Source organism: Bradyrhizobium sp. 63_E2_N1_3, from assembly GCF_052076005.1.
In the GTDB taxonomy this organism is placed as follows: domain Bacteria; phylum Pseudomonadota; class Alphaproteobacteria; order Rhizobiales; family Xanthobacteraceae; genus Bradyrhizobium; species Bradyrhizobium barranii.
In genome coordinates this window covers 4,225,687-4,244,976 of the sequence record NZ_CP197235.1, presented here as the reverse complement: position 1 = coordinate 4,244,976, position 19,290 = coordinate 4,225,687, and the positions used below count along the sequence as shown (strand labels likewise).

Annotated in this window: 20 protein-coding genes and 1 tRNA gene; 7 read left to right on the top strand and 14 right to left on the bottom strand. The window is 64.4% G+C overall.

Features of this window, described 5'->3' with window-relative positions:
* From nuoG to AB7531_RS20125, 13 genes are all read right to left on the bottom strand, one after another.
* The gene (gene nuoG / locus AB7531_RS20185) at positions 1-2,076 is read right to left on the bottom strand and encodes an NADH-quinone oxidoreductase subunit NuoG (protein WP_063982980.1); all 2,076 of its coding nucleotides are present in this window, start codon (positions 2,074-2,076) and stop codon (positions 1-3) included.
* Between the two features lie 5 nt (positions 2,077-2,081).
* Positions 2,082-3,407, bottom strand: coding sequence for an NADH-quinone oxidoreductase subunit NuoF (gene nuoF, locus AB7531_RS20180; protein ID WP_014494861.1), 1,326 nt, complete (start codon positions 3,405-3,407; stop codon positions 2,082-2,084).
* Positions 3,408-3,422: 15 nt separating this feature from the next.
* Positions 3,423-3,623 carry a hypothetical protein gene (locus AB7531_RS20175; protein WP_028149053.1) on the bottom strand — a complete coding sequence of 67 codons (201 nt, stop codon included), beginning with the start codon at positions 3,621-3,623 and terminating at the stop codon, positions 3,423-3,425.
* Positions 3,623-4,234 (bottom strand): NADH-quinone oxidoreductase subunit NuoE, encoded by a 612-nt coding sequence (gene nuoE / locus AB7531_RS20170; protein ID WP_028149052.1) that lies wholly within the window; start codon positions 4,232-4,234, stop codon positions 3,623-3,625. The genes AB7531_RS20175 and nuoE overlap by 1 nt, the downstream gene beginning before the upstream one ends.
* A gap of 10 nt (positions 4,235-4,244) precedes the next feature.
* Positions 4,245-5,207 carry an FkbM family methyltransferase gene (locus AB7531_RS20165; protein WP_063982979.1) on the bottom strand — a complete coding sequence of 321 codons (963 nt, stop codon included), beginning with the start codon at positions 5,205-5,207 and terminating at the stop codon, positions 4,245-4,247.
* Complete coding sequence (locus AB7531_RS20160; protein ID WP_063982978.1) at positions 5,207-6,403, bottom strand: NADH-quinone oxidoreductase subunit D; 1,197 nt, start codon at positions 6,401-6,403, stop codon at positions 5,207-5,209. The genes AB7531_RS20165 and AB7531_RS20160 overlap by 1 nt, the downstream gene beginning before the upstream one ends.
* A gap of 2 nt (positions 6,404-6,405) precedes the next feature.
* Positions 6,406-7,017, bottom strand: a complete 612-nt coding sequence (locus AB7531_RS20155) for an NADH-quinone oxidoreductase subunit C (protein WP_166342015.1) — start codon at positions 7,015-7,017, stop codon at positions 6,406-6,408.
* Positions 7,018-7,028: 11 nt separating this feature from the next.
* The gene (locus tag AB7531_RS20150) at positions 7,029-7,616 is read right to left on the bottom strand and encodes a NuoB/complex I 20 kDa subunit family protein (protein WP_063982976.1); all 588 of its coding nucleotides are present in this window, start codon (positions 7,614-7,616) and stop codon (positions 7,029-7,031) included.
* Entirely contained in the window at positions 7,607-7,972 is a 366-nt protein-coding gene (locus AB7531_RS20145; RefSeq protein WP_063982975.1) for an NADH-quinone oxidoreductase subunit A, read from the bottom strand. Before AB7531_RS20145 ends, AB7531_RS20150 begins: the two co-directional genes overlap by 10 nt.
* A gap of 248 nt (positions 7,973-8,220) precedes the next feature.
* Positions 8,221-8,451 carry a hypothetical protein gene (locus AB7531_RS20140; RefSeq protein ID WP_063982974.1) on the bottom strand — a complete coding sequence of 77 codons (231 nt, stop codon included), beginning with the start codon at positions 8,449-8,451 and terminating at the stop codon, positions 8,221-8,223.
* Complete coding sequence (locus AB7531_RS20135) at positions 8,451-9,587, bottom strand: PepSY-associated TM helix domain-containing protein (protein ID WP_063982973.1); 1,137 nt, start codon at positions 9,585-9,587, stop codon at positions 8,451-8,453. The genes AB7531_RS20140 and AB7531_RS20135 overlap by 1 nt, the downstream gene beginning before the upstream one ends.
* Positions 9,588-9,609: 22 nt before the next feature.
* Complete coding sequence (locus AB7531_RS20130) at positions 9,610-11,859, bottom strand: TonB-dependent siderophore receptor (protein WP_063982972.1); 2,250 nt, start codon at positions 11,857-11,859, stop codon at positions 9,610-9,612.
* A gap of 174 nt (positions 11,860-12,033) precedes the next feature.
* Positions 12,034-12,549 (bottom strand): MarR family winged helix-turn-helix transcriptional regulator, encoded by a 516-nt coding sequence (locus AB7531_RS20125; protein ID WP_038943030.1) that lies wholly within the window; start codon positions 12,547-12,549, stop codon positions 12,034-12,036.
* Between the two features lie 183 nt (positions 12,550-12,732).
* On the opposite strand from AB7531_RS20125, the gene AB7531_RS20120 reads away from it, so the two are divergent.
* The 6 genes from AB7531_RS20120 (at position 12,733) to pepT (ending at position 17,804) form a co-directional block, all read left to right on the top strand.
* Positions 12,733-13,923, top strand: coding sequence for an aromatic ring-hydroxylating dioxygenase subunit alpha (locus AB7531_RS20120; protein WP_063982971.1), 1,191 nt, complete (start codon positions 12,733-12,735; stop codon positions 13,921-13,923).
* Between the two features lie 118 nt (positions 13,924-14,041).
* Positions 14,042-15,337 (top strand): spinster family MFS transporter, encoded by a 1,296-nt coding sequence (locus AB7531_RS20115; RefSeq protein WP_063982970.1) that lies wholly within the window; start codon positions 14,042-14,044, stop codon positions 15,335-15,337.
* A gap of 142 nt (positions 15,338-15,479) precedes the next feature.
* Positions 15,480-15,683: a hypothetical protein gene (locus AB7531_RS20110; RefSeq protein ID WP_063982969.1), complete on the top strand. Its 204-nt coding sequence runs from the start codon at positions 15,480-15,482 to the stop codon at positions 15,681-15,683.
* A 159-nt stretch (positions 15,684-15,842) separates the two neighbouring features.
* Positions 15,843-15,919 (top strand) — tRNA-Asp (locus AB7531_RS20105).
* 185 nt (positions 15,920-16,104) lie between these two features.
* A complete protein-coding gene (locus tag AB7531_RS20100; RefSeq protein ID WP_063982968.1) occupies positions 16,105-16,434 on the top strand; it encodes an HU family DNA-binding protein in 330 nt (109 codons plus the stop codon).
* Between the two features lie 119 nt (positions 16,435-16,553).
* Positions 16,554-17,804 carry a peptidase T gene (gene pepT / locus AB7531_RS20095; protein ID WP_063982967.1) on the top strand — a complete coding sequence of 417 codons (1,251 nt, stop codon included), beginning with the start codon at positions 16,554-16,556 and terminating at the stop codon, positions 17,802-17,804.
* Between the two features lie 175 nt (positions 17,805-17,979).
* On the opposite strand, the gene AB7531_RS20090 is transcribed toward pepT, so the two are convergent.
* Positions 17,980-18,696, bottom strand: coding sequence for a cation transporter (locus AB7531_RS20090; protein ID WP_071913348.1), 717 nt, complete (start codon positions 18,694-18,696; stop codon positions 17,980-17,982).
* Positions 18,697-18,883: 187 nt separating this feature from the next.
* Between AB7531_RS20090 and AB7531_RS20085 the strand changes: the two genes are divergently transcribed.
* A complete protein-coding gene (locus AB7531_RS20085) occupies positions 18,884-19,249 on the top strand; it encodes a hypothetical protein (protein ID WP_063982966.1) in 366 nt (121 codons plus the stop codon).
* The last annotated feature ends 41 nt before the right edge of the window (positions 19,250-19,290 follow it).

Genomic DNA, 19,290 nt, shown 5'->3' with positions numbered 1-19,290 from the left:
TCACTCCGCTGCGGTCAGCATCTGCCCGGAGGCAAGCCGCGAGCATTCCGCCATCACGGCGGACGCACGCGCGATTGGGTTGGTCAAATAGAAGTCCTCGATCGCCGGCTTGAACGGCGCCTTCTCCGGCGAGCCGCCCTTCCCCGCCAGCTTCTTGATCTGGTCGGCGGCGCCGGCTTCGATCTGGTCGAGACGGATCAGGTGCGGCACGGCCTTGAAGATCGCCTGGCGGAGCGCCGACAGCGAGTCATAGCCGAGCTTCTTGCCGAGCGCCTCCGACAGCGCGCGGACGATCGCCCAGTCCTCGCGGGCTTCGCCCGGCGGGAACGCGGCACGGCCGGTCATCTGCACGCGGCCTTCGGTGTTGACGTAGATCGCGGACTTCTCGGTGTAGGCGGCCGCCGGCAGGATGACGTCGGCGCGATGCGCGCCGCGGTCGCCATGGGTGCCGATATAGACGACGAAGGTGCCGTCCGACGGCTTGATCTCGTCGGCGCCAAGCAGGAACAACAGGTCCAGCGTGCCGAAGGTCGTCATCTGCGCCGCGTTCAGCCCGCCGCTACCGGCGACAAAGCCGACATCGAGCGCACCGACGCGCGAGGCGGTCTCGTGCAGCACGCCAAAGCCGTTCCAGCCGTCCTTCACCGCGCCGACATCGAGCGCGAGTTTGCCGGCGGCGGCAAGAATGGCGGCGCCGTCGTGACGGGAGGTCGCGCCCGCGCCGACCAGGATGATCGGGTTCTTGGCGTTCTTCAGCACGTCCATGAAGGAGTGCTTGCCGGCCGCGAGCTCGCCAAGCGTGTCGGTGCCTGCACCCAGATGATCATAGTCGTAGGTCAGGTCGAGCTTGGCGCCGATCACGCCGACCTTGAAGCCGCCGGCGCGCCAGCGCTTGCGGATGCGGGCGTTGAACACGGCCGCTTCCTTGCGCGGATTGGCGCCGATGATGAGCAGCGCATCGGCCTGCTCGACGCCGACCAGCGTCGGATTGAAGATGTAGGAGCCGCGGCCGAGCGCGGGATCGAAGGCGTCGCCGCCCTGCACCGCCAGATTGCCCGAGCCGTACTTGGCCAGCAGGTCCTTCAGCGCGAACATCTCTTCGACGCCGGCGAGGTCACCGGCGATCGCGCCGATGCGCTTGCCGTCGGTGCGCGCCGCCTTCGCGGCGATCGCGGCAAAGGCTTCCGGCCAGCTCGCCGCCCGCAGCTTGCCGGCTTCGCGGATATAGGGCCGGTCGAGACGCTGCGTGCGCAGGCCGTCGACGACGTGGCGGGTTTTGTCGGAGATCCACTCCTCGTTCACGGCCTCGTTGATGCGCGGCAGCACGCGCATCACCTCACGGCCACGGGTGTCGACGCGGATCGCCGAGCCGATGCCGTCCATCACGTCGATCGACTGGGTCTTGCCGAGCTCCCACGGGCGCGCCGCAAAAGCATAGGGCTTCGAGGTCAGCGCGCCGACCGGGCAGATATCGACGAGATTGCCCTGCAATTCGGACGTCAGCGCGTGCTCGAGATAGGTCGTGATCTCCATGTCCTCGCCGCGGCCGGTGGCGCCCATCTCGGGCGCGCCGGCGACTTCCGCCGAGAAGCGGACGCAGCGCGTGCACTGGATGCAGCGGTTCATCGAGGTCTTGACCAGCGCGCCGAGGTACTTGTCCTCGACGGCGCGCTTGTTCTCGGCGAAGCGGCTGGTGTCGACACCATAGCCCATCGCCTGGTCCTGAAGGTCGCACTCGCCACCCTGGTCGCAGATCGGGCAATCCAGCGGATGGTTGATGAGAAGGAATTCCATCACGCCTTCGCGCGCCTTCTTCACCATCGGTGAACGCGTGGAGATTTCCGGCGGCTCGCCCTTGGGGCCCGGACGGCAATCGCGCACGCCCCAGGCGCAGCTTGCGACCGGCTTCGGGCCGCCCTTCACTTCGACGAGGCACATCCGGCAATTGCCGGCGATCGACAGCCGCTCGTGATAGCAGAAGCGCGGAATCTCGGCGCCCGCAGCTTCGCACGCCTGGAGCAGCGTGTACTCGGCGGGGACATCGATCTCTTTGCCGTCGATGATGAGCTTGGTCATGTCTCTTACTCCGCCGCGACCATGTTCACGGGATCGCGGACGCCGATATCGTCGATGTCAGCCTTGTGCGAATACTGGTCGATGCGCGCTTCGATCTCGTGACGGAAATGCGCGATCAGGCCCTGGATCGGCCAGGCGGCTGCGTCGCCGAGCGCGCAGATGGTGTGGCCTTCGACCTGCTTGGTGACTTCGAGCAGCATGTCGATTTCGCGCTTGTGGGCGCGACCGTCGGCCATGCGGGTCAAGACGCGCCACATCCAGCCGGTGCCTTCGCGGCATGGCGTGCACTGGCCACAGCTCTCATGCTTGTAGAAATAGGAGATGCGGGCGATGGAGCGGATCAAATCGGTCGACTTGTCCATCACGATCACGGCCGCGGTGCCGAGACCCGAGCGCAGCTTGCTCAGGGAGTCGAAATCCATCGGCGTGTCGATGATCTGCTCGGCCGGCACCATGCGCACCGACGAGCCGCCGGGGATCACGGCCTTGAGGTTGTCCCAGCCGCCGCGGATGCCGCCGCAATGCTTCTCGATCAGCTCACGGAACGGAATGCCCATGGCCTCTTCGACGTTGCAGGGCCGCTCGACATGGCCGGAGATGCAGAACAGCTTGGTGCCGACATTGTTCGGACGGCCGATGCCGGCGAACCAGGCCGCACCGCGGCGCAGGATGTCGGGCGCAACCGCGATCGACTCGACGTTGTTGACGGTGGTCGGGCAGCCGAACAGGCCGACATTGGCCGGGAACGGCGGCTTCAAGCGCGGCTGGCCCTTCTTGCCTTCGAGGCTTTCGAGCAGCGCGGTCTCCTCGCCGCAGATGTAGGCGCCGGCGCCGTGCGCGACGTAGATGTCGAACGGCCAGCCGTTGACATTGTCCTTGCCGACGAGCTTCGCCTCATAGGCCTGGTCGATCGCGGCCTGGAGATGCTCGCGCTCGCGGATGAACTCGCCGCGGACATAGATGTAGCAGGCATGCGCGTTCATCGCGCAGCTCGCGATCAGGCAGCCTTCGATCAGAAGATGCGGATCGTGCCGCATGATCTCGCGATCCTTGCAGGTGCCGGGCTCGGATTCGTCGGCGTTGACGACGAGATAGCTCGGCCGGCCGTCGGTCGATTCCTTCGGCATGAACGACCATTTCAGGCCGGTCGGGAAGCCGGCGCCACCGCGCCCGCGCAGGCCCGACGCCTTCATCTCGTTGATGATCCAGTCACGGCCCTTGTCGATGATATTCTTCGTACCATCCCAGGCGCCGCGGCGCCGCGCGCCCTCGAGCCCCCAGTCGTGGAGGCCATAGAGGTTCTTGAAGATGCGGTCCTTGTCCTCGAGCATTTCAGTGCTTTCCGATCAACGATTGGACTGCTTGTAGGCAAGTCCGGCGGCGCAGACGGCGAAGGTCAGCGCCCAGAGTAGGCTGCTCTCCTGCGTCGCGTTCATCACGAAGCGCTGCAGCAGGAACATGAAGGCGGCCGCGACCGCGGCATGCATGGCGACGAAGCCCCATTTGTTCACGGCCTCGTTCCCTCCAATTGCGGGGAGATCGCGCATCAGGTGATCTCCTTCAGCGTGGTCGGCCCACCCGTCGGCGCCGAGAACTGGCGGCCGTTCTGCGGACCGGGCTTCGGCGGATTGCCCGAGGCGAAGCCGTCGAGCACCTTGCCAAAGGTTTCCTTGGTCAAATCCTCATAGGTGTCCTTGCCGATCAGCACCATCGGCGCATTCACGCAGGCACCGAGACATTCCACCTCTTCCCAGCTGAAATTGCCGTCCTTGGACAGATGGAACGGCTCGTGGTGGATGCGGTGCTCGCAGACGTGGATGAGATCCTCGGCGCCGCGCAGGCGGCACGGCGTGGTGCCGCAGACCTGGACGTGGGCCTTCTTGCCGACGGGGGCGAGCTGGAACATCGTGTAGAAGGTCGCGACCTCAAGCACGCGGATATAGGGCATGTCGAGCAAGTCGGCGACGGCGCGGATCGCGGCTTCCGACACCCAGCCGTCGTGCTGTTCCTGGACGCGCCAGAGGATCGCGATGACAGCGGAGGCTTGCCGGCCGGCCGGATATTTCGCGATCTGCTGCTTGGCGAATGCGAGGTTCTCCTCCGTGAACGCAAAGCTCGCGGGCTGGACTTCCTTCGGTGCTAATCGGCGAACGGACATCTCTTATCTCTCACTGCATACGGCGCGCGGTTTTCGCATTCAGGGCATCGATCCTGTCCTGCCAGAATGCGCTTGCGGTGCCGAAAACGTTGTAGCCGACGTGGGTCGAGACCTTGATGCGGTCGAGGATCGACAGCTCGGTCACGGTCTCCATCCGGTTGCTGCGCGGATCGAACACGATCAGCTTCAGCGGCGTCTGTTCGAGGATAAAGCGCGACACCGCATGAGAGCGGTCGCTGCCGTGCTCCTCGCACATGATAACGCTGTCGGTCTCAAGCAGCCGGGCGCCGCCCTTGATCGCCTCGATCTCGACGCCCTCGACGTCGAGCTTGATCAGGTACTTGCCGTGGGCCGCCACCTTGCCGTCATCGATGAGATTGTCGAGCGCGAGAACCGGCACGTCCTCACCGCCCGCCGACGGTGCGCCAGCGATGCTGAAGGCCTCATGCTTGGTGCCTGACAGCCGCGCGGTACCGCGCGCCGCGCCGATCGCGCATTTCAGGGTCTCGAAGCGGTTGCCGTTGACGCGAGCGTTGTTGGCAAGCTTCGTATAGTTCTGCCCCGACGGCTCGATCGCGATCGCCTTGTGCGATCCGAACGGCTTGCTCGAGACCAGCACCGACCAGTAGCCGTAATTGGCGCCGCAATCGAGCAGCGTGTAGTCGACGTCGATGGAGTCGGCGAACAGGACCTCCAGCTCGTCCTCGTAATTGTAGGAGCGGTTGAGCAGCTTGCTCCAGTAGCCGTCGCCGTAGGGGAATTCGAACACGGCGTCGGGATTGAGCCTGATCGCGATATTGCGCTCGGGCAGCGTTTTCCGCAGCAGGTTGGCGCAGGCGATGTAGCCCATGTGCGAGAAGTGCGAGGAGATCTTCGATCCCGTCACCAGCGCCAAGGCAGCCGTCCGCTCCCACAGGTTGGCCCCTTCAAGGGCCCCCGAGGCACGGTCAAACTGGATTGGCGCCTGCGCCATCACCGATCGACCTCTCCGAACACGATGTCGAGCGAGCCGAGGATCGCCGAGACGTCGGCGAGCAGATGGCCGCGGCAGATGTGGTCCATCGCCTGCAGATGCGCAAAGCCCGGCGCGCGGATCTTGCACTTGTAGGGCTTGTTGGTGCCGTCGGAGATCAGATAGACGCCGAACTCGCCCTTCGGCGCCTCGACCGCGGCATAGACTTCGCCGGCCGGCACGTGGACGCCTTCGGTGTAGAGCTTGAAGTGGTGGATCAGCGCTTCCATCGAGCGCTTCATCTCGCCGCGGCGCGGCGGCGCGACCTTGTTGTCTTCGACGACGACAGGCCCCTTCCCGTCGGCTGCGTTCAGCTTCTGGATGCACTGCTTCATGATGCGCACGGACTGGCGCATCTCTTCCATGCGGATCAGGTAGCGATCGTAGCAGTCGCCGTTCTTGCCGATCGGGATGTCGAAATCCATCTCGGCGTAGCATTCATAGGGCTGCGACTTGCGCAGGTCCCAGGCCGCGCCCGAGCCGCGCACCATGACGCCCGAAAAACCCCACTCCCAGGCTTCCTTGAGCGGCACCACGCCGATGTCGACGTTGCGCTGCTTGAAGATGCGGTTGGCGGTGAGGAGACGATCGAGATCGTCCACGACCTTCAGAAACGGATCGCACCAGGCCTCGATGTCGTCGACCAGCTTCTGCGGCAGGTCCTGATGCACGCCGCCGACGCGGAAGAAGGCTGCGTGCATACGGCTGCCCGAGGCGCGCTCGTAGAACACCATCAGCTTCTCGCGCTCTTCGAAGCCCCACAGCGGCGGGGTCAGCGCGCCGACGTCCATCGCCTGCGTGGTGACGTTGAGGAGGTGCGAGAGGATGCGGCCGATCTCGCAATAGAGCACGCGGATCAGCTGGCCGCGGCGCGGCACCTCGATGCCGAGCAGCTTCTCAGCCGCCATGCAGAAGGCGTGCTCCTGGTTCATCGGCGCGACGTAGTCGAGCCGGTCGAAATACGGGATCGCCTGCAGATAGGTCTTCTGCTCGATCAGCTTCTCGGTGCCGCGGTGAAGCAGGCCGATATGGGGGTCGACGCGGGCGACGATTTCGCCGTCAAGCTCCAGGACCAGACGCAGCACGCCGTGCGCAGCCGGATGCTGGGGCCCGAAGTTGATGGTGAAATTGCGAAGCTGTTCGGGTTGCTCGTTCATGATCAGACCTTCGGTCCCGCCTTCTCGTCACCGGGAAGCGGATAGTCCGCCCCTTCCCACGGCGAGAGGAAATCGAACTTGCGGAATTCCTGGTTGAGCCGGACGGGCTCGTACACCACCCGCTTCTCCTGGTCGTCGTAGCGAACCTCGACGAAACCGGTGGTCGGGAAATCCTTGCGCAGCGGATGGCCCTCGAAACCGTAATCGGTCAGCAGGCGGCGCATGTCGGGGTGACCGACGAAGAACACGCCATAGAGGTCGTAGGCCTCGCGCTCGAACCAGTCGGCGCCGGGGAACACGTCGATCAGCGACGGCACCTGCGTGGTCTCGTCGGCTTGGGCCTTGAGGCGGATCCGCGCGTTCAGGGTCGGAGACAGGAAGTGATAGATCACGTCGAAGCGTTTTTCGCGCGACGGATAGTCTGCGGCCGTGATGTCGGTGAAGTTGATGAACCGGCATTTCGGATCGTCGCGGAGGTACTTGACCACCTCGACGATCTTGCTGACCTCGACATCCACCGTGAGCTGGTTGAAGGCAACCGAATGACCGATGGCGGCGCCCGGAAGTGCGCTAACGATCGTCTGCCCCAGGGCGTCGAGCTTGGCGTCGTCCATGACGTAAAACCTTAGCGTTCGATGGTGCCGGTGCGGCGGATCTTCTTCTGCAGCAGCAGCACGCCGTAGAGCAGCGCTTCCGCCGTGGGCGGGCAGCCCGGCACGTAGATGTCGATCGGCACGATCCGGTCGCAGCCGCGCACGACCGAATAGGAATAGTGGTAGTAGCCGCCGCCATTGGCGCAGGAGCCCATCGAGATGACGTAGCGTGGCTCGGGCATCTGGTCGTAGACCTTGCGCAGCGCAGGCGCCATCTTGTTGGTCAGCGTGCCGGCGACGATCATCACGTCGGACTGGCGCGGCGAGGCGCGCGGGGCGAAGCCGAAGCGCTCGACGTCGTAGCGCGGCATCGAGACCTGCATCATCTCGACCGCGCAGCAGGCGAGACCGAAGGTCATCCACATCAGCGAGCCGGTACGGGCCCAGGTGATGAGGTCGTCGGTCGCGGCCACGAAGAAGCCCTTGTCGGACAGCTCGGAGTTAACCTCGAGGAAAAACGGATCGTTGGCGCCAACCGGCCTGCCGGTCGACGGATCAAGGATGCCATTGGGGGCCGGCGCGACGACCGGACCTGTGGACGATGCAGGGTTCAATCCCATTCCAGTGCTCCTTTCTTCCATTCATAGGCGAACCCAACCGTGAGCACGCCGAGGAACACCAACATGGACCAGAAGCCGGTCGCGCCAAGCTTGCCGAACGCCACCGCCCAGGGAAACAGGAACGCCACCTCGAGGTCGAAGATGATGAAGAGGATGGCGACCAGATAGAAGCGGACGTCGAACTTCATGCGAGCGTCGTCGAAGGCGTTGAAACCGCACTCATACGCCGACAGCTTTTCCGGGTCCGGCTGCTGGAACGCCACGATGAAGGGCGCGATCAGCAGCACGAGGCCGATGAGGCCCGCTACCCCTATAAAGACGACGAGTGGAAGATAGTTCTGCAGAATGCCGCTCATTGACGAGCCCTTTTTCCCGCAGCCTCGGGACAGCCACGGATTCGTCCAGTTTGGAATTGTTCTGAGCCTTAGCGCAGTGCACCAATGGGCGCAAGACACGCTCTTTTTAGGCCCTTTACCGCCCCCAGAACGATAGAAATCCCGGAATCGCCCCGCGGCTGGTATGGAGCAGATCGCCAATCCCAGCAAGGGCGGCCACAGTTTTGCAGGGCAGCCGTTCGAGGATTGCGGCACACGGGCCGAGGCAGCTATTTGCCGCGTGTCGTCCGCGATAATTGCCCGGTTTTTTGGGTGCGGCAGCGCACCCAGACCCAGGCAATGACCAGCACCGGGGCTCCCACCGTCACCCAGGCGACATACTGGCCGACCGTTCCCCAGAGCAGCGCAGCCAGCAGGCCGGTGATGGTCGCAGCCGCGAGCAGGATGGGTGCAGCAAAGACACGTATCCACAGGCCCGAGCGGTCAGAGGAGCCATGCATCACGACGGGACCGGGGTTCGTCTGGCGAATGCGTCGGTCCGGGCGGGCGCGCGCTTGCGCCGCCGTGCCAGCCAGAGATAGAGGCCACTGCCGATCACAACGATCGTGAGAATGTCGAGCACGGCCCAGATCACCTTGAGCGGCAACCCGCCATAATCGCCGAAATGCAGCGGCTGCGAGATCAGGAGCGCCTGGAGATAGACCGGCAGCGCCCGGCTGTCGGCGACCTCCCCTGTTTCGCCGTCGAGCAGGACCGGCTTGAGCAGCCGCGCCGTCAGCGCCGTGTCGCCGCGCATGAAGGCAGCGAAGTGGTGCGACGACGTGAACGGCGTTCCCGGAAACGCGATGAAGGCAACCTCCATCCCGGGCGCCGTCTGCCTCGCGCGCGCCACGACGTCGTCGAGCGAAGCCAGATGCGACGGCGGCGGCTTGCCGGCATAGGGCGCGACCATGCTGGCAAGCTCGGTGGCCTTCCACTGGTTGAGCATCAGCTCTGCCCAGGTGTTGACGACGCCGGTGAGGCCAACCACCAGCGCCCAGGCCACCGTCACCACGCCGATCAGATTGTGCCAGTCGAGCCAGCGCACGCGGCGCGAGGCGTGGCCGCGAATGGTGGCAAAGCGCAGTCGGCGGGTGAACGGCCAGTACAGCACCACGCCGGAGATGATGGCGATTGCGAACAGCAGGCCCATCCCGCCGAGGAACAGTTTTCCGGGCTGGCCGGCAAACATGTCGGTATGCAGCTTGAGCATGATCAGCATCGGCCCGACGCCGACCGGTCCGAGCAGCTTGGTCGACACCGCATCGAACGCGCGCACGGTCGTGTTGTCAGGCAGCCCGTCGACGGCGCTGTTGGTGAACGCGGTCACGATGCCGGGCTCGTCCTTGTCCCAGGCGATATATTGCAGCACCCGGCCGGGATCGGTGGCGAGCGCGGCGTCGGCGACGGCTTGGGTCGTCGCACGCGCCGCGCCCGCATGAGCTTCGGGCTGGGGGGCGTAGCCCAGGAGCTCATCGATCTCGTGATGGAAGATCAGCGGCAGGCCGGTCAGGCAGAGCAGCAGCAGGAAGACGGTCGAGATCAGGCTGGTCCAGGTGTGGACCACTGACCAGAGCCTGACCGTGCGCGCCTTCACGAGGCCCTCCCCTCGCCGGTGCCTACCACTTGTAGGAGACGCTGGCGGTGACGCGCCGGCGGTCGCCGTAGAAGCATGACGTCGGGAACGAGCAGCTCGCGACATAGATCTTGTCGGTTACGTTGATCACGTTGAGCGCCGTCCGCCAGTTCTGCCATTCGTAGTGGAGCGCGAGATCGCCGAGCACCACCGCGGGAACCTCGAGGGTGTTGGCGGGGTCGGCCCAGGAGGAGCCGACATAGCGCACGCCGCCGCCGAAACCAAATCCGGCAAGCGGACCGTCCTTGAAGGTGTAGTCGGCCCAGCCCGAGACCAGCAGCTCCGGCGTGTTGGTCGGCGTCTTGCCCACCAGGGACGGATCGAGGTCCCTGCTGTTGAAGAGATGATAGGCGGTGAAGGCGCCGATCAGCTTCAGCTCCTTCGTGGCGTTGGCGACCGCTTCGAGCTCGATGCCGCGCGAGGTCACCTCGCCGGTCTGGTTCTGCAGGAACACCGTGCCCGCAGTGGTCGACACGTTTTGACGCTTGAGGTCGAAGACCGAGGCCGTGAAATAGCCGTCGAAGCCCTTCGGAGCGACCTTCACGCCGATCTCGGCTTGTTGCCCGGTCTCCGGCAGGAACAGCTGGTTGGCGGCGTTGAGACCGATCACCGGATTGTAGCTGGTGGCGTAGGAGACGTAGGGCGCAATGCCGTTGTCGAAATTGTAGATCAGCCCGGCGCGACCGCTGAACTTGCTGTCATCGCGGCTGGCGATCGTCGCGCCGGTGTCGCGGGCGGCTTGCGTCGTCTCGACCCAGTCGTTGCGGCCGCTCAGCACCAGCGTGAAGTTGCCGAGCTTCATCTGGTCCTGCAGATAGGTGCCGGCCTGCTTCTGCGTGATCAGGAAGTTGCGGAACGGCGCGCCCGTCAGGGGGACGTTGACGCCATAGGCGGGATTGAAGACGTTGATCGACGGAACGGTGCCGAAATTGAATATCTGGTAGTCGTCGATCTGGTAGCCCTTCAGATCGACCCCGAACAGCATCGTGTGCCGGACAGGTCCGGTGTTGAAGCGGTACTCCAGCTGGTTGTCGAGATTGGCCTGGTTGGCGGTGTCCTTCGCATACCAATTGTAGCGGCCGAGAGTGGCGGTGTTGATGTTGTCCCAGCCGTTGCCGATGTAGCCACGATAGGTAAGGTCGATATGCGCAAAGCGCGCATTCTGCCGGAACGTCAGATCATCGGTGAGATTGCGCTCAAACAGGTAGCCCAGCATCTCCTGCTCGCGCGTGAACTTGTCGACGCTGGGATCGCCGAGGAAGAAGCTGGTCGGTATCTTGCCGAACGGCGCGTTGGTCACCGTGCCCTGGTAAGGCAGGAAGTTGATGCCGCGAGTGTCGGTCTTCGACGCCGAAGCAAGCACCGTGAAGCTGGTGTCGGCATCCGGCTTCCAGGTGAAGGACGGCGCGATGAAGTAGTTGTTGTCGGGCGTGAAGTTGACCTGGGTCGGGCCGTTCTGCACCTGGCCGACGACGCGGTAGAACAGCTTGCCGTTTTCGGGCTGCGTCGCGACCGGGCCGCCGACATCGAAGCCGACATAGGCGTTGCCGAAATTGTTGACCCCGGTCTCGACGTAGCGGATCGGCTCCGTCGGCGGCATCTTGCTGATGACGTTGACGATGCCGCTCGGGCTCGATCCGCCGTAAAGCACTGCCGACGGACCGCGCAGCACCTCCACGCGCTCCATGTTGAACGGCGGAAGCCTCCAGCTCGCATACGCCGTGTAGAACAGCTGCATGCCGTCGAGGAACAGTCCGATGTCGTCGGACTTGAAGCCACGGATCAGCCACCAATCGTTGCGCGTGTCCGCGCCGAAGGTGCCGGCGCGCACGCCCGCGGTGTAGCGCAGGACCTCGTCGAGCTTGTTAGGCTTCTGGTCGCGGATCTGCTCGGCGCCGATCACCGACACCGACTGCGGCGTCTCCATGATCGGCGTGTTGGTCTTGGTACCCGACGAACTGCGGTTGGCGACGTAGCCATTCACCGGACCGCGCGGCGTCTCGACGAAGCCGACATTGCGCTGCTGAAGCGGTCTGCGGCTGACGGCGGTCTCTGCCGACGGCCGCGCCACGCGGCGGGCGGCCGCAGCAGGTGCGCGGCGTCGTGCTTCCGGCGCGGTGACGGTGACCGACGGCAGGTTTTGCGCACCGCCTTGCGCCGAGGATTGTGCGAGTGAATCCTGCGGCACCAATACGAAAGCGGACGCGGTCGCCAAGACGGCCGACCGCAGCATACGAAGACTGTTCAACGCGCACCCCAAGTGTCTATTTGCTTACGTCATGCCATCGTTCCCCCAACGGCATGCGTTTGCGGTGACGCTTAGGTGAGCACGCGCGAATTCCCTAATTGAAAAGGTCTTAGAAGAACTCTTAGAAGCGATCCAATATTTCCGGAGATTGCTGCGAGATCAGCGTGAAACTTTCTCGGCCTCGAGCATCTTCTCGGCTGTCGCCGTGAGACGGTCGATCTGCGCCAGCAGCGTCTCGAACTCGTCCTTGCTCAACTGTTCCAGCAATTGCCGATTGCGCTCCTGCGCGCCTTCGACGATTGCATCATGCGCGGCGAGCCCTGCCGCGGTCAGCGCGACCAGCACCTCGCGGCTGTCCTTCGGGTTCGCCGACTTCGCGATCAGCTTGCGCGAGACGAGTTCCGCGAGCGCGCGGCTGATCTGGCCCTTGTCCTGGCCGACGGCTTCGGCGAGCCGCGCCACGCTCATCGGCGGACGGCGACCGAGCGAGGCGACCAGACCGAACTCGACCGAGGACAATCCGGCGAGGCGCTTGTAGCGCAGGATCGCGCCGCGCTTGAGCAAATTGGCGAGCACCATCAGCCGTGACGACAGCATCACGGTGATCGGCGCCGGCGAGTGGCTTTCGTCCGCATCGGGCGATGCGTGCCCGTCCCTGCTCGATGTCTGGCTCATGATCCACCTCTGCCAAGAAAGCCGGGGCGTGCCAAGCGATGGTAGCGCAACCTCCCCAACCTGTTTCCAAATGCGATTAAGAGGCATTCTGGAGTATCGTTGACATTGTCATCGAATTATTTTTCACTGGGTCAACGCATCAAAACGACCCGGCCACCCAAGGCCAGCGGCGGGAGGAACAGCATGACGATGACCCAGCGGGATCGCGATCTCGGCACCGCCTATGCGATGAAGCCGGCGCACACGCGCACCGAGCTCACCTCGGTCGCTCGCGGCACGCCGATGGGCGAGTTGCTGCGCCGCTACTGGCATCCGGTCGGGCTGGTCAGCGATGCCACCGACACGCCGAAGAAGGTGCGCGCGCTCGGCGAGGATCTGGTGCTGTTCCGCGACAAGCACGGCCGCGCCGGCCTGTTGCACGCGCGCTGCTGCCATCGCGGCACCACGCTCTACTATGGCAAGGTCGAGGAAGACGGCATCCGCTGCTGCTATCACGGCTGGAAGTTCGACGCCGAAGGCCACTGCCTCGAGCAGCCCTGCGAGCCCGACGGCGGCCAGTTCAAGGACAAGGTGCGCCAGCCCTGGTACCCGGTCGAGGAGCGCTACGGGCTGATCTTCGCCTATATGGGACCGGCCGAGAAACGCCCGGTGCTGCCGGCTTACGAATGCCTGGAAAACATGGACGACGGCGAGTTCGTCGAGGCCGACGACTCCTCGATCGGCGGCGGCGGCCCCGCGATCATCCCCTGCAACTGGCTGCAGCATTTCGAGAACGTGGTCGATCCCTATCACGTGCCGGTGCTGCACGGCTCGTTCTCGGGGCCGCAATTCACCAACATGATGGCCTCGATGCCGGAGGTGAAGTTCGACAAGACGCCGCGCGGCATCGCCGTGCGCTCGATCCGCAAGCAGGACGACGGCAAGGTGTTTTACCGCGTCACCGAAGCCGCCCTTCCCACCTTGCGCGTCGTGCCCAATCCGCGCGTGGCGCAATTCGCCCGCGTCGAGTCGATCGGCTGGACGTTGCCGATCGACGACACCTCGTTCCGCATCTATGTCGCCGGCCGCGTCAAGACTTCCGGCGACATCGGCCGCATGCGCTCGAAGTTCAACGGCAAATTCTGGTGGGACATGACGGAAGCCGAGCACCAGCAATTCCCCGGCGACTACGAGGCCCAGGTCGGCCAGGGCCGGCAGACCATCCACTCCGAGGAGCATTTCGGCCAGAGCGACCGCGGCATCCTGATGATCCGGCGCATGCTGAGCGAGCAACTGGAGGCGATGGAGGCAGACCGCGATCCGATCGGCGTGTCGTTCGATACAAGTGCTGCGCCGGTCGAGTTCGAAGCGGGGAATTACATCCGCGAAGGCTGAGTTTTTTTGGCGCGTTTTCTTCACGCGAACCGGTATCGACTTCGCTCGAAAACGCTCTCGACCAGCCCCACGAAGGGCTGGACCGGCAACGATAACAAAGACAGATTGGGGGGATGCGATGGTCGATGTGACGTCACAGATGTCGGTGCAGACGACTGCGGCGGCAAAGCCCCCGGCGCGGCGCTATTACGTGCTGGGCCTGCTCACCATCATCTATGCGCTGAACTTCCTCGACCGCACGATCTTCAACGTCCTGATCGAGCCGATCAAGAAGGAGTTTCAGCTCAGCGACACCATGATGGGCCTGCTCGCGGGCTTCGGCTTCGCACTGTTCTATTCCCTGCTCGGCATTCCCATCGCGCGCGTCGCCGACCGGCTCAACCGGCGCAACATCGTCGCGGTGGCCCTTGCGTTCTGGAGTGCGATGACGGCGTTGTGCGGGGCGGCCTCGAGCGTGACCTCGCTGGCGCTGGCGCGCATCGGCGTCGGCATCGGCGAATCCGCGGGCTCGCCCGCCTCGCAATCGATCGTCGCCGATCTCTTCACCAAGAACGAGCGGCCGCGCGCGCTCGGCATCTACGCCATCGGCACCTATCTCGGCGTCTTCCTCGGCTATTTCATCGGCGGCTACGTCAACCAGCACTATGGCTGGCGGATGGCGTTCTATGTCGCCGGCCTGCCCGGCATCCTGCTCGCTTTGATTCTGTGGCTGACGATCTCCGAGCCGAAGCGCGGCGCGATGCAGGAGAGTTTCGTGCCCGAGCCGCTCGGGCCGACACTGCGCTTCCTGGCCTCGCAGCAGAGCTTCATCATCGTGCTGATCGGCTTCTGCCTCACCACCTACACGAACTACGCAACGGCGGCCTGGATCCCGCCGTTCCTGGCCCGCGTGCACCATCTGTCGAGCGCCGAGATCGGCACCTATGCCGGCACCTTCAAGGGGCTCGCCGGCATGGCCGGCACCCTGCTCGGCGGCTTCGTGGTGGCGCAAATCAGCCGCCGCGACGACCGCTGGAAACTGTGGGCGCCGGCGATCACCTCAGGGCTGGCCGGCCCGGTGTTCGCGCTGTGCATGCTGACGCAGGATTTCTCGATGATGGTCGCCATGCTGGCGCTGACCTCGTTCCTAGTCGGCTTCCATCTCGGGCCGATCTTCGCGATCGCGCAGACGGTGGCCAAGCCAAGCATGCGGGCGCTCGCCTCCGCCCTGATCGCGCTCACCGCCACCTGCTTCGGCCAGGGCGTCGGCCCGCTTGCCGTCGGCATGGTCAACGACGCCCTGAAGGGCACTTATGGCGCGGACGCGGTGCGCTATTCCCTGCTCTCGGCGGCGATCACGACCACACTGGGCGCCCTGCTGTTCGTCTGGGCAGCCCGTTCGATCCGGGACGATATCGGCCGGGCGGCCGCCTGAGACCTGTTCCGGCCGCCAGCCCGGCGAAACCAAGCGGGCGTATTAATGAAACCATTTTGCGGAACCCGCGAAACCATCCGGAAACAGATGGTCCTTAAGACATGAGCCCATAGACGGCGGCTAAGCCCGTCGGGAGGCTTATATGAACCACTCAATTCACTCGGCTGATCGTGGCACCCACCTGAAGATCGTGGTGGTGGCGCTGGTTGCTGGTATTCTGGTCGCCGGCTTCGGGATCGCAGCCCGCACCAACGTCGATTACAGCCAGACCGCCCAATCGGCCCACGTGATCAAGGCCGGCAAGGCGGTGGCCGTGACCAGCGCAGGCACGTCGGAGATTCGCTGACACGCCCTGTTTCGGGCTGACAGAGGCCGCCGCCTGGCGGCCTTTTTCGTTTTCCAGAGCAATGCTTAGCCGATGCGTCCTGACAAAGCGCAACGTCCTTGACTTCACCAAGCCCCGCCTTTAAGTCCCCCCTCGTTCCGCGCGCTTTCAGCGAACCACGCGGGAGTAGCTCAGTTGGTTAGAGCGCCGGCCTGTCACGCCGGAGGTCGCGGGTTCGAGCCCCGTCTCTCGCGCCATTTTGGCAATCCCTTCATAGTCTTAGCCCGAACTTCTCGAAGCCTTTCGCGGCATTGCCGGCGTCTGCCGGGAACTCGTGGCATAGTCAGCCCGCGCCCGAATCGTCTACGCCTTCCAGGACTTGGAGGGATCCCCACGCTTTACCGGCTTTTCCGGGGCTTCCCTGTCATTGAGGAGGCCAGACATGGCTAAGAAGGATTCGGCCAAGAAGGATTCGGCGAAGAAGGCAGCCGCTCCCGCCACCATCACGCTCAAGCACCTCGCCGCTGACGTCGCGGAGAGCCAGGACCTCTCGAAAAAGCACGCCGAGGCCGTCCTGACCGACATGGTCGATCTGATCGCCAAACACCTCAAGAAGGGCGACCGCGTCCGCATCGTCGGGCTCGGCATCCTCCAGGTCCGCAAGCGCGCCGCCCGCACCGGCCGCAACCCCACCACCGGCGAGGCGATCCACATCAAGGCCAGCAAGAAGGTCGCCTTCCGCCCGGTCAAGGAGCTCAAGGAAGCGATCTAGCAGCTACGTTTCGTTAAGCCTGATCCGCTTTCGTTCGGCCGCATCACGGCCCGCTTTTCTGATATACCGCCTGCTTCCCCCAAGCCTTGCTTCCCCAAGACCCGGCGGTTTGACCAGAAATGTCCTCCCTCTCCTTTTCGCACACCGTGACCGAACGCTTCCTGCGCTACGTCACCATCGACACCCAGTCCGATCCGGAATCCCCGGCCTCGCCCTCGACCGAGAAGCAGAAAGATCTCGGCCGCGTGCTCGCCGCCGAGCTGAAGGCCATGGGCGTCGCCGACGCGCATCTCGACGACTTCGGCTACGTCTACGGAACGATCCCGGCCAATACGACCAAGAAGGTGCCGGTGATCTGCTTCTGCTCGCACATGGACACCTCGCCCGACGTGACCGGCAAGGACGTCAAACCGCAGCTGGTGAAGGACTATCGCGGCGGCGATATCACGCTGCCGGGCGATACCAGCCAGGTGATCCGCTTCACTGAACATCCCGCGCTGAAGAACCAGATCGGCAACGACATCATCACCACCGACGGCACCACGCTCTTGGGCGCCGACAACAAGGCCGGCGTCGCCGAGATCATGGATGCCGCGCATTTCTTCATCAACAACCCCGATGTGAAGCACGGCACCATCAAGATCCTGTTCACGCCGGACGAGGAGATCGGCCGCGGCGTCGACAATGTCGACCTGAAGAAGCTCGGCGCCGATTTCGGCTACACCATGGACGGCGAGAGCGCCGGCAGCGTCGAGGACGAGACCTTCTCGGCCGACGGCGCCACCATCACCATCAACGGCGTCAGCGCCCATCCCGGCTACGCCAAGGGCAAGATGGAGCACGCGATCAAGATCGCAGCCGCCATCGTCGAGCGGCTGCCGAAGGAAGGCTGCTCGCCCGAGACGACGTCAGGCAAGCAGGGCTTTCTGCATCCGATCGGCATCGACGGCGCGCTTGAGCAGGCGACGCTGTCCTTCATCGTGCGCGACTTCACCGAGGAGGGGCTGAAGGAGAAGGAAGTCCTGCTCGAGAACATCGTCAAGGACGTGATGAAGGACTATCCGCGCTCGACCTACAAGTTCGACGTGCGGGAGCAGTACCGCAACATGAAGCAGGTGATCGACCGTCACCCGCACATCCTCGAATACGCCATCGAGGCGATCCGCCGCGCCGGCCTGCGCCCGATGCGCACCGCGATCCGCGGCGGCACCGACGGCTCGCGCCTGTCCTTCATGGGCCTGCCCTGCCCCAACATCTTCGCCGGCGAGCACGCGTTTCATTCGCGGCTCGAATGGGTCAGCCGGCAGGACATGGAAAAGGCGGTGCAGACGATCGTGCATCTCGCGATGATCTGGGAGGAGAAGGCGTAGGAACGCCGCACCTCCCGGCAGCAGGGCAAAATAATTCCGAGCCCTGCGGAACGATCCAGTACGGGGCGCGTTAGCGTCTCAAGTCCCAAGGATGAGAATGTGAGCACATAAGGCCTCAGCCGGTCAGCCCCGGGCTGGGGCCTTTCCGCGTTTGGATCGCGCGCAAAGGCCCCCCTCAGGCAGTCACGGCAGCTTGCCCGCCGCGATACTCTGCCCATGCTTGCCGCAAGATTTGCAGCGACGAGGTCAGGAAGATTCCAGCCATTACCGCAGCGACAGCCAGATCGGGCCATGCCGTCGCGGTTCCAAATACACCGATGGCAGCGACCATCACGATGACGTTGCCGATCGCGTCGTTGCGCGAGCAGAGCCAAACCGAGCGCACGTTGGCATCGCCGTCCTTGTAGCGCGCGAGCAGGAGAACCGAAGTCAGGTTCGCTGCCAGGGCGGCCAGGCTCATCGCTCCCATCAGCTCCGCACGCGGGAGCCCCAGGACCAGGGTCTGATAGAGCGTTGACCCGAACACCCAGGCGGCCATGGCACTGAGCGACAACCCCTTGAACAACGCGGCGGTGGCACGCGTCTTGATGCTCGCGCCGATCACCGAAAGGCTCAGGCCGTAGGTGACCGTGTCGGCGAGGAAGTCGAGAGCGTCGGCCTTGAGCGCCTGGGAGCCGGCCAAATGGCCCGCCGCCATTTCGCTCACGAACATCGCCGCGTTGATGGCGATGACGGTCCACAGCACGCGCTTGTATCGCGGATCGAGCCCGTCGAAGACCGGAACGCCCGCCGAGCAGCAGTCGGCGCAACCTGACGCGGCGACTTCCTCCACACGGGCTTTGGCGGCTTCCCCGCAGCACGCATCGTGCGAGCAGCAAGACTCTTCGGGCATTCCGAGCTCCCTCTCGTCGTTTCTATCTTACCATGGGACCGCAACGATGGCGATGAACGGACGTCGCTGCTTGCAATCGCATGGACACATGCGGGTGCGACGTTCAGCTCCCCACACCTAACATTATTGCGGGTCGACACTGTTCCGGTCGCCATGCTACGAACCCGGACGTAACCAGAGTGACTTCGTGACTGCGATCCGCCGCCCGATCAGATTGTTTCGCCTGCGCAACTGGCGCGGGCTGTTGGCTGCGTGTCTCGCAATCAGCTATCTGCTGTCGGGCGCGCTCCATGGCGCGCACGACATCGATGTCACCAGCCCCTCCGGCGGCTCGGAGATCGCCTCGATTGTCGAAGACGGTTCTGCGGGCCATGGCGATCACAAGGCCTTCGGCGGCCATCACTGCCACGGCTGCTTCTCGGTCGCCGTCGCGCAGCCGCTGCAGCCTGGATCCGCCGCCGACATCGTTGCCGCACCGATCCCGCAGCGTGAGCCTGCGCTGCTCGGCATTGCGCCCGACACCGACTCTCCGCCCCCCAAACACCTGACCTGAACTGATCAGCCGGGCGCCTGCGCGCCCACGATACGATTGTT

What these genes read in the sequence shown, in the direction of transcription:
- nuoG (WP_063982980.1), bottom strand. Translation starts at nt 2,076, where the DNA reads ATGACCAAGCTCATCATCGACGGCAAAGAGATCGATGTCCCCGCCGAG.
- nuoF (WP_014494861.1), bottom strand. Translation starts at nt 3,407, where the DNA reads ATGCTCGAGGACAAGGACCGCATCTTCAAGAACCTCTATGGCCTCCAC.
- AB7531_RS20175 (WP_028149053.1), bottom strand. Translation starts at nt 3,623, where the DNA reads ATGCGCGATCTCCCCGCAATTGGAGGGAACGAGGCCGTGAACAAATGG.
- nuoE (WP_028149052.1), bottom strand. Translation starts at nt 4,234, where the DNA reads ATGTCCGTTCGCCGATTAGCACCGAAGGAAGTCCAGCCCGCGAGCTTT.
- AB7531_RS20165 (WP_063982979.1), bottom strand. Translation starts at nt 5,207, where the DNA reads ATGGCGCAGGCGCCAATCCAGTTTGACCGTGCCTCGGGGGCCCTTGAA.
- AB7531_RS20160 (WP_063982978.1), bottom strand. Translation starts at nt 6,403, where the DNA reads ATGAACGAGCAACCCGAACAGCTTCGCAATTTCACCATCAACTTCGGG.
- AB7531_RS20155 (WP_166342015.1), bottom strand. Translation starts at nt 7,017, where the DNA reads ATGGACGACGCCAAGCTCGACGCCCTGGGGCAGACGATCGTTAGCGCA.
- AB7531_RS20150 (WP_063982976.1), bottom strand. Translation starts at nt 7,616, where the DNA reads ATGGGATTGAACCCTGCATCGTCCACAGGTCCGGTCGTCGCGCCGGCC.
- AB7531_RS20145 (WP_063982975.1), bottom strand. Translation starts at nt 7,972, where the DNA reads ATGAGCGGCATTCTGCAGAACTATCTTCCACTCGTCGTCTTTATAGGG.
- AB7531_RS20140 (WP_063982974.1), bottom strand. Translation starts at nt 8,451, where the DNA reads ATGCATGGCTCCTCTGACCGCTCGGGCCTGTGGATACGTGTCTTTGCT.
- AB7531_RS20130 (WP_063982972.1), bottom strand. Translation starts at nt 11,859, where the DNA reads ATGCTGCGGTCGGCCGTCTTGGCGACCGCGTCCGCTTTCGTATTGGTG.
- AB7531_RS20125 (WP_038943030.1), bottom strand. Translation starts at nt 12,549, where the DNA reads ATGAGCCAGACATCGAGCAGGGACGGGCACGCATCGCCCGATGCGGAC.
- AB7531_RS20120 (WP_063982971.1), top strand. Translation starts at nt 12,733, where the DNA reads ATGACGATGACCCAGCGGGATCGCGATCTCGGCACCGCCTATGCGATG.
- AB7531_RS20115 (WP_063982970.1), top strand. Translation starts at nt 14,042, where the DNA reads ATGGTCGATGTGACGTCACAGATGTCGGTGCAGACGACTGCGGCGGCA.
- AB7531_RS20110 (WP_063982969.1), top strand. Translation starts at nt 15,480, where the DNA reads ATGAACCACTCAATTCACTCGGCTGATCGTGGCACCCACCTGAAGATC.
- AB7531_RS20100 (WP_063982968.1), top strand. Translation starts at nt 16,105, where the DNA reads ATGGCTAAGAAGGATTCGGCCAAGAAGGATTCGGCGAAGAAGGCAGCC.
- pepT (WP_063982967.1), top strand. Translation starts at nt 16,554, where the DNA reads ATGTCCTCCCTCTCCTTTTCGCACACCGTGACCGAACGCTTCCTGCGC.
- AB7531_RS20090 (WP_071913348.1), bottom strand. Translation starts at nt 18,696, where the DNA reads ATGCCCGAAGAGTCTTGCTGCTCGCACGATGCGTGCTGCGGGGAAGCC.